The 13,842-nt window shown below is 52.6% G+C and carries 11 protein-coding genes and 1 tRNA gene; 7 read left to right on the top strand and 5 right to left on the bottom strand.

Translation table 11 applies throughout. The annotated features are described in order from the left end of the window. Positions 1–17: 17 nt before the first annotated feature. The gene (gene mug, locus ACLJR2_RS05875) at positions 18–524 is read right to left on the bottom strand and encodes a G/U mismatch-specific DNA glycosylase (RefSeq protein ID WP_000237776.1); all 507 of its coding nucleotides are present in this window, start codon (positions 522–524) and stop codon (positions 18–20) included. Positions 525–649: 125 nt separating this feature from the next. Between mug and ACLJR2_RS05870 the strand changes: the two genes are divergently transcribed. After that, a tRNA-Ile gene (locus ACLJR2_RS05870) sits at positions 650–725 on the top strand. 79 nt (positions 726–804) lie between these two features. Here the strand turns inward: ACLJR2_RS05870 and ACLJR2_RS05865 are convergent. Next, complete coding sequence (locus ACLJR2_RS05865; protein ID WP_000213761.1) at positions 805–1,572, bottom strand: siderophore-interacting protein; 768 nt, start codon at positions 1,570–1,572, stop codon at positions 805–807. A 231-nt stretch (positions 1,573–1,803) separates the two neighbouring features. On the opposite strand from ACLJR2_RS05865, the gene ACLJR2_RS05860 reads away from it, so the two are divergent. Further along, positions 1,804–2,451: a PadR family transcriptional regulator gene (locus tag ACLJR2_RS05860; RefSeq protein WP_000983434.1), complete on the top strand. Its 648-nt coding sequence runs from the start codon at positions 1,804–1,806 to the stop codon at positions 2,449–2,451. Here ACLJR2_RS05860 and ACLJR2_RS05855 read toward each other — a convergent pair. After that, positions 2,448–4,013: a methyl-accepting chemotaxis protein gene (locus ACLJR2_RS05855; RefSeq protein ID WP_000478471.1), complete on the bottom strand. Its 1,566-nt coding sequence runs from the start codon at positions 4,011–4,013 to the stop codon at positions 2,448–2,450. The genes ACLJR2_RS05860 and ACLJR2_RS05855 overlap by 4 nt on opposite strands. A gap of 387 nt (positions 4,014–4,400) precedes the next feature. Beyond that, a complete protein-coding gene (locus ACLJR2_RS05850; RefSeq protein ID WP_000094639.1) occupies positions 4,401–5,921 on the bottom strand; it encodes a PAS domain-containing methyl-accepting chemotaxis protein in 1,521 nt (506 codons plus the stop codon). A 429-nt stretch (positions 5,922–6,350) separates the two neighbouring features. Between ACLJR2_RS05850 and ygjG the strand changes: the two genes are divergently transcribed. Both ygjG and ACLJR2_RS05840 read left to right on the top strand, forming a co-directional pair. Then, entirely contained in the window at positions 6,351–7,730 is a 1,380-nt protein-coding gene (gene ygjG, locus ACLJR2_RS05845; RefSeq protein ID WP_001520281.1) for a putrescine aminotransferase, read from the top strand. A gap of 170 nt (positions 7,731–7,900) precedes the next feature. After that, entirely contained in the window at positions 7,901–9,919 is a 2,019-nt protein-coding gene (locus tag ACLJR2_RS05840; protein WP_000121517.1) for an NADPH-dependent 2,4-dienoyl-CoA reductase, read from the top strand. Between the two features lie 80 nt (positions 9,920–9,999). Here ACLJR2_RS05840 and rlmG read toward each other — a convergent pair whose 3' ends face one another. Then, complete coding sequence (gene rlmG, locus ACLJR2_RS05835; RefSeq protein WP_000019989.1) at positions 10,000–11,136, bottom strand: 23S rRNA (guanine(1835)-N(2))-methyltransferase RlmG; 1,137 nt, start codon at positions 11,134–11,136, stop codon at positions 10,000–10,002. Positions 11,137–11,221: 85 nt separating this feature from the next. On the opposite strand from rlmG, the gene ACLJR2_RS05830 reads away from it, so the two are divergent. The 3 genes from ACLJR2_RS05830 (at position 11,222) to ACLJR2_RS05820 (ending at position 13,649) form a co-directional block, all read left to right on the top strand. Next, positions 11,222–11,719 (top strand): M48 family metallopeptidase, encoded by a 498-nt coding sequence (locus tag ACLJR2_RS05830; RefSeq protein WP_000202966.1) that lies wholly within the window; start codon positions 11,222–11,224, stop codon positions 11,717–11,719. A gap of 150 nt (positions 11,720–11,869) precedes the next feature. After that, complete coding sequence (locus ACLJR2_RS05825; RefSeq protein WP_000951045.1) at positions 11,870–12,562, top strand: vancomycin high temperature exclusion protein; 693 nt, start codon at positions 11,870–11,872, stop codon at positions 12,560–12,562. An 88-nt stretch (positions 12,563–12,650) separates the two neighbouring features. Further along, positions 12,651–13,649, top strand: a complete 999-nt coding sequence (locus ACLJR2_RS05820; protein ID WP_000617678.1) for a Gfo/Idh/MocA family protein — start codon at positions 12,651–12,653, stop codon at positions 13,647–13,649. The last annotated feature ends 193 nt before the right edge of the window (positions 13,650–13,842 follow it).

The following is a 13,842-nucleotide window of genomic DNA, read 5'->3' as shown; positions in this document are numbered from 1 at the left end:
GCCCTCATTCCCCATTGCTATAGCCCACGCATAATGAGCGCTTGATCCAGTTCGCGATAGGCCTCGACCAGTTTTTCCGTTTTAATTCGGTTTAAGCCGCTGGGATTCGGCAACACCCACACCATCGTCGCGCCAATGGCGATCTTTTGTTTACCCCAGGCGATACCGCGCTGGCTGAATCCCTGTTCAAAAGCCTGTTTACCAAGCACCGCCAGCGCCGCGGGCTGGTAGTCCTCTATTTTTTCAATCAGGTTGCGTCCGCCGCTACGTAATTCATGCAACTTCACCTCAGTCGCTTGTACCGTCGGTCGGTCGACGAGTTTCGTTACCCCGCAGCGAAAATCCAGTAATTTTTCCGCCTCTTCCGGTTTCAACTGTCGATCGGTGAAACCGGCCAAATGAATAACTTTCCAAAAACGATTCGCGGGATGTGCAAACGGAAAGCCGGTATTCGCCGAGGAGAGTCCCGGATTGATGCCGCAAAAAACCACCCGTAGCCCTGGCGCCAGTATGTCCTTAACCATTATTACTCCTGAGCAATACAACGTTCTTTAAGTATAACGGGTTGAAAACACATTGTTTATAAAAACAGCACCCGCACGGTTACGGCTGGATTACAGCGTAAAGTTACATTATAATCCACCGCCACGGCCCCTTAGCTCAGTGGTTAGAGCAGGCGACTCATAATCGCTTGGTCGCTGGTTCAAGTCCAGCAGGGGCCACCAAATTTTAGCTTTAAAATCATATAATTAAGCCACTCTAAAGAGTGGCTTTTTTGTTTCTGACAGGGCTCGCCCCATACCGCTATTTACGATGCCAATAGGCTGCCGCACGTACCAGGTGTGGATCAAACCCCTTTTCAAAGCACTGACTTAAACGTTTTACCGTTTTGCCTTCGCCAGTAATCCAGATGAAATAGTCTGATTCTGGTATTGTCAGCTGCGACAGGCGCGTTTGCATTGCCTGTTCATCGCCGCCAACAACATATTCCACAGTAATATCCGTCAAATGGGCGAGATAATCGCGGTATGCCGCATCCTGAATGCTCACCAGCGCGGTTACCGCAGGGCGCACAGGCAGACGGCTAAGCGATTCCAGACGACGACGTAGCGCAGGCATACCGGACTCATCGCAGACATAAACCTGACAGGCATAATCTTCCGGCACCACCAGCGAACCGCGCGGCCCGCCGATCGTCAGTATATCGCCTTCACGGGCTTCCATTGCCCAACGGCTGGCTACGCCGCCATCGTGGATAAAGAAATCCAGCGCCAGCTCGCGACGCGCCTCGTCATACAGCGGCGTGTAATCCCTGGAGACCGGACGAACGCCCTCCCCCCAGATAATGCCTTCCTCAGTGACTGTCGGAGGCGTAAAGCGACAGCCTGGCTCAGGGAAAAAAACTTTCGTGTGATCGTCAAAGCCCAGGGAGGTGAAACCGTCCAGCGCCTCGCCGCCAAGTACGATCCGCTGAAATCCTGCGCTAATACGTTCTACCCGCAGAACGGTCAGCTCGCGAAAACGCAGTTCATTACGAACACGCTGTGGGTAGCGTACGGATGATGTCGTCATTTTTTGCCTTCGTGAAGTAATACGATATATCTAAATCAAAGCTTTAAATGATAATGATTGTTAATCAGTAAAAATGCAACTGTTTTTTGATAGTGTCCTGGCAACACGTCGCTAACTATAACCTTAAAATAAAACATTATAAATTAATAGCTTATATAAACAATCGCTTTTACCCTTGCTAAAAAGCATCATTTAGATATAAATTAGATATATCTAAATAAGCAGGAGGCAATGATGCAAAATCAACATGAAGGGTGTTGCAAAAACAGGGATCATAAGCACGACGGCTGCTGTAAAGATCGAGAACATCAGCATGAAGGCTGCCATAGCGCGCATCAGCATGAGAACGCCAGTTGCGGCGGCGAACACCGTCATGGACACGGCTGTGGTCGTCATGGACAGGGCGGTGGTCGACGTCAGCGATTTTTTGGCCACGGGGAACTTCGGCTGGTCATTCTTGATATCCTGACCCGGGACGCCAGCCACGGCTATGAACTGATTAAAGCGATAGAAAACCTGACGGGGGGCGGCTATACGCCAAGCGCTGGCGTGATCTACCCTACGCTGGATTTTTTACAGGATCAGCAATTTATCACGATTAGCGACGAAGAAGGCGGGCGGAAAAAAATCGCGATTACCGCGAACGGCGCGCAATGGCTTGATGAAAATCGCGAACACCTGACGCATATTCAGGCGCGGCTAAAAGCCCGTTGTGTGGGCATGGAGTTACGTAAAAATCCGCAGATGAAGCGGGCGCTGGATAACTTCAAGGCCGTGCTGGATCTGCGGATAAACCACAGCGATATCAACGACGCGCAAATCAAACGCATTATCGGCGTGATTGATCGCGCGGCGCTGGAAATCGCCGAACTGGATTAAGCGGGCTGCGTGTCCTCTTCGCGGACGCGGAACACGTTAACCAGCTCTTTTAAATGTAACGCCTGTTCGTTCAGCGACGCTGCGGCGGCAACAGACTCTTCCACAAGGCAGGAGTTTTGTTGCGTGGCGGCGTCAATCAGGCCAATCGCGCTGTTAATCTGCGAAATACCGTCAGTTTGCTCACGGCTGGCCTGCCCAATCTCGCGTAATATCACATCCATCTCTTCGACGTTATCCACCATGCCATTAATCAGGGCGCTGGCTTTCTCCACCAGGTGCATCCCTTCCTGAGTCTGACTGGTTGAATCTTCAATCAAATTACGGATTTCACTGGCTGACGAGGCGCTCTTTTGCGCCAACTGGCGAACCTCTCCGGCGACAACGGCAAAACCACGTCCATGTTCGCCCGCACGCGCCGCTTCAACCGCCGCGTTCAGCGCCAGAATATTGGTCTGAAAGGCAATGGAATCAATGATATTGATGATATCCGACATACGATTTGCCGTATCGTTAATGACGCGCATTTTCTGCGTCACTTGATTCATCATCTCCCCATTGTTTTTCACCACGCTGGCGGCGCCGGCAGAGAGTTTGGTCGCTTCACTGGTATGGTCAGCTGTGTTTTTAACCGTGGCGGTAATCTGTTCCATCGACGCCGCCGTTTCTTCAACCGAGCTGGCCTGTTCTTCCGTACGCGCGGCCAAATCCTGGTTACCGGCGACAATTTGCGCCGCCGCCGTGGAGATACTCTCCGAACCGTTTTGCACTTCCTGTACGATATCCAGCAGACGCGTTTTCATCGCCATTAATGCTTGCAGTAGTACGCCTGTTTCATCTTTATAGTCGGTGGTGATATGGCGAGTCAGATCGCCATCGGCAATCGCCTCGGCAAAGCGTACTGCGTCATCAAGCGGTCGGGTAATGGAACGTACGATATACCATCCCATTACGCATCCGGCAGCGATGCTTATCAGCGCCAGGGTAATTAACAGCGTCCGGTTAGTTTTAAAATCTCCTTCGACCTGCACGCCCGCGTTGTGCATCTGCGCATCCTGAACGGCGATAAGTTCCTGAACTTTGTCCTTATAGACCTTTTGCACTTGCACCGTTCTGGTCATCATCTCCTGAATGGCCGCCTGACGATTATGGCTTTGAATATCTTGCAAAATACGGAATCTGGACTCCAGGTATTGCTGGCGCGCTTCACGGATCTCGGTAATGATTTTCTGCGAAGCCGCATCGTGACGATTGCTGGAAAGCTCATCCAGTAACGCCGTAATACGCTGGCTTATTTCATCCAGCTCTTTCTGCGAACTCTGGCTCCAGCGCCCCTCTTCATCCAGTAACATGAGCTGCTGCGCGATGATGAAATCATTAAAATTATCGATTAACAGATTGGCTTTTACCGTGGTGGGATAATCATTGGTAATAATGTTCTGCATACCCGTATTAGCCCGATCAAGGCTAAACAAAGACAGAGCGGAACTCACCACCATGAGAACAATGAATAAGCCAAAGGCCATAAATAATTTTGAACGTATTTTAATGTTATGCAAAAACATATTTTCTCCCTGGGATTGCATATCCTCATACAGGAAGATTTATCGGCAATAATGTTACTAACTTTATGATATTGATCGCTTTTTATTTCGGAGCATTATTAGTAAGTAATATTTATTGTTCACAGAAAGATGAACCAAAAGTGACATAAATTGGCACTAATAATGAAAGAAATACGCTAAAAGGTTAACCATTTCTTATTTATTAACTGAGTTTATACCTATTAATAGGTAGACAAGGGAGAAGGAATAAATATCACATTATTTTTAACATCACAGGCCACTGATACTCTCTATGATGGCAGGCACCGCCTTCTATCAGAGCGCATCCGCCCGGTAAGCTTGTTGCTACCGGGCGGACGTTATTACCGTTGCGACCTACAAATAAATTTAATGCAGTACCGTGACCGCATCCTCCAGCCGGCTGGCACGGTGTTTTACCATCGCGGAGACTTGTGCGCTCTCTTCCACCAGCGCCGCATTCTTCTGGGTTATGCGGTTCAACTCGTCCACGGCGCGAGTCAGGCTGGAAAGCCCATCTGTCTGTTCCTGCGTCGACTGGCTGATCCGTGCGATAAGCAGGGTGACATTTTGCACCTGGGCTACAATGTCATCCATGGTACGGCCTGCGGCGTGAACCTGCTCGGAGCCTGACTGCACCTTTGTTGCGCTGGCGTCAATTAATTTACGAATATCGTTCGCCGCATTAGCGCTACGGCTGGCAAGATGACGTACCTCGCCAGCAACCACGGCAAACCCTTTCCCCTGCTCACCCGCTCTCGCCGCTTCTACCGCCGCATTCAGCGCCAGGATATTCGTCTGAAAAGCGATATCGTTAATTAGCGTGGTGATCGTCCCGATACGTTGCGTACTGTGAGCGATATCATCCATCGTTTTAATCACCGTATCCATCGCCTCACCTCCCTGAGTCGCCGCGCTACTGGCCGCCATGGAAAGCTTATCCGCAGCGGAAGCCGTCTCGGAATTGAGCTTCACGGACTCCGCCATCTGGTTCATGGTCGTTACCGTTTCCTGAACATTCTCCACGGTCTGACGGGTGTGTTCGTTCAGATCATTGTTACCCTTCGCCAGCCTTTCACTGCCGTTTCTGACGCTGGAAACCTGACTTGATACGTCATTGATCAGCCAGCGGCACATCAAGCCAAGCTGCCCCACGGCCCTCAGCGTCAGCCCCAACTCATCGCTACGATTAAGATGTTGTACGCTGTTGCGTTCGCCGGTCGCCACTTTCAGCGCCTGCGTCGCCACATTTTCAATGGGACGCACAATTTGCCATTCCAATAGCGCCGTACCTGCCAGCATCGCCAACGCGCCCAAAAACAACGCCTGCCATGAGGCATCCGTACCGAACAGCGCCAACGCCAGCATTACGGCCATTAGCCCCATAATGCTACGCACTCGCCAGCGAACAGGCATAGCGGGCAGTTTGCCCAGCAAGCCCTGACGAACCACCAGGCCTTTATGAATACGTTTACTACACCGCCCTTCATTTAGCGCCTGATATAAAGGCTCGACGGCGGCAATCTCATCATCCGTGGCGCGGGTACGGATCGACATATATCCCGTCACACGCCCTTCACGTATCATCGGTACCGCGTTGGCCCTCACCCAATAATGGTCGCCGTTTTTACGCCGGTTTTTCACAATGCCGCTCCACGGTTCGCCCTGTTTTAGGGTGTACCACATATCTGCGAAGGCAGCTTTCGGCATATCCGGATGACGCACCAGATTATGTGGCTGCGCCAGTAACTCGTTTAACTGATAGCCGCTCACCTGGACAAAAGTGTCATTGGCGTGAGTGATATAGCTTTCCAGGTCGGTCGTAGACATCAGAGTGGTATCATCATCCAGCGGGGTATTTAGCTGGCTGACGTAGGGATGAGAAGACATGATAGCGTCCTGTGCAGGTTATCTGGATGTTAATTTTTCGCTCAGATGTTATTTCGGCGCTAATCTATTTATCTTTAGTTGTTAAAATTGCTCTGGATCGCAATTTGCGATTAATCCTTAATATTTGTACGATTTTCACCTCATCCTGCGCCTTATTTTCATTATGAAATTGTTTAGCATGGACAACCTTTTTCTTTAAAATCTGCCCTGGCTCACCTTTTTCTCACGCCGCCGCTAACGCAACACACCGTAAACCGTAAAACAAGATCTGCTCAAAATGCATCCAATTGTTAACGCATGACATTAAATGTTGTGTAAATGTGATTATTCCTGGTGTTTATCCCGATTTTCACTATGGGCTTAGACCCCCGCTAATCCCTGCAATACTTAATTCAGTATCATGTGATACACGGCCCTCTGGAGCTCATTTTGAACAGGTTACCTTCCAGCGCATCGGCTTTGGCCTGTAGCGCGCACGCACTGAATCTCATCGAGAAGCGAACGCTAAACCATGAGGAAATGAAAGCACTAAACCGAGAGGTCATTGACTACTTTAAAGAGCATGTAAATCCAGGATTTCTGGAATACCGGAAATCTGTTACCGCCGGCGGGGATTACGGAGCCGTAGAGTGGCAAGCGGGCAGTTTGAATACGCTTGTCGACACCCAGGGGCAGGAGTTTATCGACTGTCTTGGGGGGTTTGGCATCTTTAACGTGGGGCACCGTAATCCTGTTGTGGTATCCGCCGTCCAGAATCAACTCGCAAAACAACCTCTCCACAGCCAGGAGTTACTTGACCCCTTGCGGGCGATGCTGGCAAAAACGCTGGCGGCGCTGACACCGGGGAAACTCAAGTACAGCTTTTTCTGTAACAGCGGCACCGAATCCGTCGAAGCGGCGCTAAAACTGGCAAAAGCGTATCAGTCGCCGCGCGGCAAGTTTACCTTTATCGCCACCAGCGGCGCATTTCATGGCAAATCATTGGGCGCGCTCTCCGCCACGGCCAAATCCACCTTCCGCAGACCCTTTATGCCTTTACTGCCGGGCTTCCGCCATGTGCCGTTTGGCAATATCGACGCGATGAGCATGGCATTTAGCGAAGGCAAAAAAACGGGCGACGAGATAGCAGCCGTGATTCTGGAGCCTATTCAGGGTGAAGGCGGCGTGATCCTGCCGCCGCAGGGATACCTGACAGAGGTACGTAAGCTCTGTGACGAATTCGGCGCGCTGATGATTCTGGATGAAGTACAAACCGGCATGGGGCGTACCGGCAAGATGTTTGCCTGTGAGCACGAAAATGTGCAGCCTGATATTCTGTGTCTGGCGAAAGCCCTGGGCGGCGGCGTGATGCCGATTGGCGCCACCATCGCGACTGAAGAGGTGTTTTCGGTTCTGTTCGACAACCCCTTCCTGCATACCACCACTTTTGGCGGTAATCCGCTGGCTTGTGCTGCCGCGCTGGCGACCATTAACGTCCTGCTGGAGCAAAATCTCCCGGCCCAAGCGGAACAAAAAGGCGATACGCTCCTGGATGGTTTTCGACAACTTGCGCGTGAATATCCCAATCTGGTACACGATGCGCGCGGCAAAGGTATGTTGATGGCCATTGAATTTGTCGATAACGAAACGGGCTACCGTTTTGCCAGTGAGATGTTCCGTCAACGCGTGCTGGTCGCTGGTACGCTGAATAATGCGAAAACAATTCGTATTGAGCCACCGCTCACGCTAACCATTGAACTGTGCGAACAGGTATTGAAATCAGCGCGTAATGCGCTGGCGGCGATGCAGGTGAGCGTTGAAGAGGTTTAAAAACGATGCCGGATGGCGCTATGCTTATCCGGCCTGTTTTCCCCGGGTCGCAGCCTCTTTTTTGAATCCCATCACAATCACCACATTCCCCTTTTCCCTTTTACCTCGCGACGGCTACAGTAGTAACTCATCCGACCACATAACAATAATTTTACATACTGGATACGCTTATGAGCTACCCGTCGCTGTTCGCCCCGCTCGATCTGGGCTTTACTACTCTCAGAAACCGCGTGCTGATGGGATCGATGCACACGGGTCTGGAAGAACATCCTGATGGCGCCGAGCGCCTGGCGGCATTTTATGCCGAGCGCGCGCGACACGGCGTAGCGTTAATCGTCACCGGCGGTATTGCGCCCGTTCCCTCCGGGGTCGTGATGACCGGCGGCGCGATGCTGAACGATGCCAGCCAGTTAACGCCTCACCGCGTGGTGACCGATGCCGTACATGCGCAAGGCGGTAAAATCGCGCTGCAAATTCTGCACACCGGACGTTACAGCTATCAGCCGCACCTGGTCGCGCCGTCGGCAATTCAGGCGCCAATCAACCGCTTTATGCCACATGAACTGACGCATGATGAAATCTTGCAGTTAATCGACGACTTCGCGCATTGCGCGCAGCTGGCGCGGGAAGCAGGCTACGACGGCGTAGAGGTGATGGGATCAGAGGGCTATCTGATTAATGAATTTCTCACCCGGCGAACTAACCATCGCGATGACGAATGGGGCGGCGACTATGCCAATCGTATGCGCTTCGCGGTTGAGGTAGTACGCGCGGTACGCCAGCGGGTAGGGAACGACTTTATTATTATCTATCGCCTGTCGATGCTCGATCTGGTGGAAAATGGCGGCACGTTCGACGAAACGGTACAACTGGCGCAAGCCATTGAAGCCGCAGGCGCAAGCCTAATTAATACCGGCATTGGCTGGCATGAGGCGCGAATCCCGACCATCGCCACGCCAGTACCGCGTGGCGCCTTTAGCTGGGTGACGCGGAAACTCAAAGGTCATGTGTCGGTTCCGCTGATCGCGACCAATCGCATTAACGATCCGCAGGTCGCCGAGACGATCCTGACGCGCGGCGATGCCGATATGGTGTCGATGGCGCGTCCCTTCCTTGCCGATGCCGAATTCCTGACTAAAGCGCAATCCGGACGCGCAGATGAGATCAACACCTGTATCGGCTGTAATCAGGCCTGTCTGGATCGGATCTTCATCGGCAAAGTGACCTCCTGTCTGGTGAACCCACGCGCCTGTCACGAAACCCACATGCCGATAACGCCGGCCATACGCAAAAAGAATCTGGCCGTTGTCGGCGCAGGCCCGGCGGGGCTGGCTTTCGCGATTAACGCCGCGTCGCGCGGCCATCATGTCACGCTGTTTGACGCCCAGAGTGAAATTGGCGGTCAGTTTACTATCGCCAGGCAGATCCCGGGTAAAGAGGAGTTTTACGAAACGCTGCGCTACTACCGTCGAATGATCGATGTTACTGGCGTTACGCTGAAACTGAACCAACGGGTGAACGCAGAGGATCTTCAGCCGTTTGACGAAGCGATCCTCGCCTGCGGAATAGTACCGCGACGCCCGCCGATAGACGGTATCGATCATCCAAAGGCATTGACCTACCTGGAGGTATTGCGCGATAAGGCGCCGGTTGGTAAACGAGTGGCGATCATCGGCTGCGGCGGGATCGGTTTTGACACGGCCATGTATCTGAGCCAGCACGGCGAATCCACCAGCCAAAATATTGCTGAATTTTGTACGGAATGGGGAATTGATACCAGCCTGCAACAGGCAGGCGGTCTGCGCCCGGAAGGCCCACGCCTGGCACGTAGTCCACGGCAAATCGTCATGCTGCAACGCAAAGCCAGCAAGCCGGGCGAAGGATTAGGTAAAACCACCGGCTGGATCCATCGCGCGACGTTACTGGCGCGCGGCGTGAAGATGATCCCGGCGGTCAGTTACCAGAAGATCGACGACGACGGATTACATCTCTTGATCGGCGGCGAACCGCAGTTGCTGGAAGTGGATCATGTGGTGATCTGCGCCGGACAAGAACCCCGCCGTGAACTGGCGGACCCGTTACGCGCCGCAGGTAAAACGGTACATCTTATCGGCGGATGCGATGTCGCGATGGAGCTGGATGCCCGACGGGCGATTGCCCAGGGCACCCGACTGGCGCTGGAGATTTAACGACTTTACCTGATGGCGCTGCGCTTGTCGGGCTTACGCCGTCATACCGGTTTTATAGGCCGGTATGACGCTTGAGCGCCTTATCGACGGCGTCCCTGCTTCACCGCTTTCAAAATAACAAATTTATTGTTGGTTGCTATCGTCGCGCAATTACCGAAAATCTTCTTCAGCTTGTGGAAATAGTCCAGATGGCGGTTCGCCACAATATACAGTTCGCCGTTGATTTTCAGGCAGCGGCGGGCATGATGGAACATCTCCCAGGCGATATTATCCGTCAGCGCATGTTTCTGGTGGAACGGCGGGTTGCAGAACACAGCGTTAAAACGGAACGGCTCCACGCCGGAGAGCGCGTTGTTGATCATAAATTCGCAGCGTTCGAACGCTTCCGGCAGGTTCGTTTCTACATTCAAACGGCTGGAATCTACCGCCATCGGCGATTCATCGACAAATACCACGTTCGCCTGCGGATTTTTCGCCAGTAAGCTCAGGCCAATCACCCCATTGCCGCAGCCGAGATCGACAATCTCCCCGTCGAGGTTTTCCGGCAAATGCTGCATAAAGAAGCGCGCGCCGATATCCAATCCGGTACGAGAAAACACATTCGCGTGGTTGTGAATCGTCCAGCCTGTATCTTCCAGTTTCCAGCTTAGCGTTTGCGGCGCGTCGGCCAGTTGCGGATGACTGAAGGTACAGTTAATCAGGCGCGCTTTCTTCCACGCCAGCGTCGTCGTGGTTGGGCCCAGCACTTTTTCAAACAGTTCCAGCGTAGAGGTATGAATATCACGCGCTTTCGCGCCGGCGATAATACGCGTTTGCGCCGTAACGACCTTACGCAAAGCGCGTAACTGCTGTTCCAGCAACGCCAGCGTTTTCGGTACTTTAATCAATACCACGCCCGGCGCCTGCGGGTAGTCAGCGGTACTGTCGAGAAACGTTACGCTGGACTCCGCGATGCCGTTATGACGTAAATTCTCTCGCGTACCCAGTTCGCTTAAATACGAATCGCCAATACTGTATGGCGAATGCTCCGCCAGCGCACAGCTTAGCGCGCCAAACGTATCATTCAGGATCAGCACCGGGCCGCGAATTTCCGTCTCATCCAACTGTTGCAGCAGATACTCATCGGCCGCCTCCCACGCCAGAAGCGGGTTAACATCATCCGTTTGCGGAAAACGTTTCAGCGTCAGTGAACGGAAACCGTCGTCTACGTGGCTCATTAGGCCTCCTGAATGGTAAAATTGCGGCGTTATCCCTGAAAAGGGTGCGTGAGTATACACTTTTTATCAGCAACATGGAGCTTTGATGACCTCACTAACTTACCTTCAGGGGTATCCGGAACATCTCCTTGCCCAGGTGCGCGCCTTAATCGCCGAGCAGCGCCTGGGAGCAGTGCTGGAAAAACGTTATCCCGGCGCGCATGATTACGCCACTGACAAAGCGCTATATCACTATACTCAGGAACTGAAAAGTCAGTTTCTGCGCAATGCGCCGCCCATCAATAAAGTGATGTATGACAGCAAGATCCATGTGCTGAAAAATGCGCTGGGACTGCATACCGCTGTCTCGCGCGTTCAGGGCGGCAAGCTCAAGGCAAAGGCGGAGATCCGCGTCGCCACCGTGTTTCGTAACGCCCCGGAGCCATTCTTACGGATGATTGTGGTTCACGAGCTGGCGCACCTGAAAGAGAAAGATCATAACAAAGCGTTTTATCAGCTCTGCTGCCATATGGAGCCGCAGTACCATCAACTGGAGTTTGATACGCGACTGTGGCTGACGCATCAGGCGCTGTCGGCACAATAAATTCTGAAAATGCCCCTTCCCCCGTATCTTTTTAACGGCGTGGGCATAAAATCGGCGCGTTCACATTTCGCTCATTGCCTGCCGCACGTCAAGGATGACGATCTGTAGAGGGTATTTTTTATCCACCGCCAACGGAACCGCGCAACAACCATGCTCTCACAATGTGCCCGTTTTATCCGCCGCCTCTGTTTTACACGCCGGGCGTTAACAGTGGCGTGTTTTCTGCTTGTCGCAGCAGGCGTCGCGCTTTTCTATTCCAACTGGCTTATCGTCAACGCCTCACAGCATCTGACATGGAATGACATTCAGACCGTTCCCGCCCGCAACGTCGGGCTGGTGTTAGGCGCGAAACCCGGCAATCGGTATTTTACCCGGCGGATTAATACTGCCGCCGCGTTGTATCACGCCGGTAAAGTGAAGTGGCTGTTAGTCAGCGGCGATAACGGCAAAAAAGAGTACGATGAACCTTCGGCGATGCAGCAGGCGCTGATAGCGAAAGGTGTGCCGGAAGCGGCCATTTTTTGTGATTATGCCGGATTCTCCACGCTGGACTCCGTGGTTCGCGCCCGGAAAGTGTTTGGCGAAAGCCGCATTACGATTATCTCGCAAGCATTTCATAATCAACGGGCGATCTGGCTGGCGCAACAATATGGCATTGACGCTATCGGCGTTAACGCGCCGGATCTGAATAAAAGGCACGGAACCTACACACGACTTCGGGAAAAGCTGGCGCGGGTTAGCGCAGTGCTGGATGCCAAAATTTTGCACCGTCAGCCTAAATATCTGGGCGCTGGCGTCACTATTGGGGCTGATAGCGCACACGGGTGCCCTTCTCGCCAGTAAAATGCCAGAGTGCGTCGCAGCGCACTGGCAAGGGCGGAAAGGCGTGCTACATTGACGAAAAATCCCTTTCTGGAGTCCGCTGACGTTTATGATACGTTTCGCTGTAATTGGGACTAACTGGATCACGCGCCAGTTTGTCGACGCCGCCCATGAAACCGGCAAATTCAGGCTCGCCGCCGTTTACTCCCGTAGTCTTGAACAGGCGCAGTCTTTCGCAAATGATTATCCCGTCGAGCATCTGTTTACCTCGCTGGAAGCGATGGCGCAAAGCGACGCGATTGAGGCGGTTTATATCGCCAGCCCGAATTCCCTGCATTTCTCCCAGACGCAGCGCTTTTTGCAGCATAAAAAACATGTCATGTGCGAAAAGCCGCTGGCTTCTAACCTGGCGGAGGTTGATGCCGCTATCGCCTGCGCGCGCGATAATCAGCGGATACTGTTTGAAGCCTTTAAAACCGCCTGCCTGCCCAATTTCCTGCTGCTGCGGGAATCGTTGCCGAAAATCGGCAGAATGCATAAAGCATTCCTAAATTACTGCCAGTACTCTTCACGTTATCAGCGCTATCTGAACGGTGAAAATCCGAATACGTTTAATCCGGCCTTCTCCAATGGTTCGATTATGGATATCGGGTATTACTGTCTGGCGTCGGCGATCGCGCTATGGGGCGAACCGCGCAGCGTTCAGGCGTCGGCGAATTTATTGGAAAGCGGAGTAGATGCGCACGGCGTCGTGGTTATGGATTACGGCGATTTTAGCGTCACGCTACAGCATTCCAAAGTCAGCGACTCGGTACTGGCCAGTGAAATTCAGGGCGAGAGGGGATCGCTGGTCATTGAAAAGCTGTCGGAATGCCAGAAAGTGTGTTTTGCGCCGCGCGGCGCGCTGATGCAGGATCTGACCCAGCCTCAGCATATTAATACCATGCTGTATGAAGCCGGGGCGTTTGCCCAGCTTATTGAAAACCACGCCGTGGAACATCCGGGGTTGTCGCTAAGTCGCGCCACGGCAAAATGGCTGACAGAAATACGCCGTCAAACCGGGGTCATCTTCCCGGCGGACGATCTGACCCATCCCCTTACTGCGTAAAATTATGTAAATCATATGTTACAGGTCATTGACTCTACGCGTGGCCTGTCATACTTTGTTACGCGCAAAGGGGAGTAACTTCATTGCCGGTCGATCGTCATTACGATGTGTGCAAAACCACATCCGGTCACCGGGCAGCCATAAAGGAATGCGTCAGCGTATTCCTTTATTGTTGTAAGTGAGACCTTGCCGA

It is taken from the genome of Salmonella sp. SAL03688 (assembly GCF_046551895.1).
GTDB classification, from domain to species: domain Bacteria; phylum Pseudomonadota; class Gammaproteobacteria; order Enterobacterales; family Enterobacteriaceae; genus Salmonella; species Salmonella enterica.
Note: the sequence above shows the minus strand (reverse complement) of the source record. Positions and strands in the feature narration are given on the sequence as shown.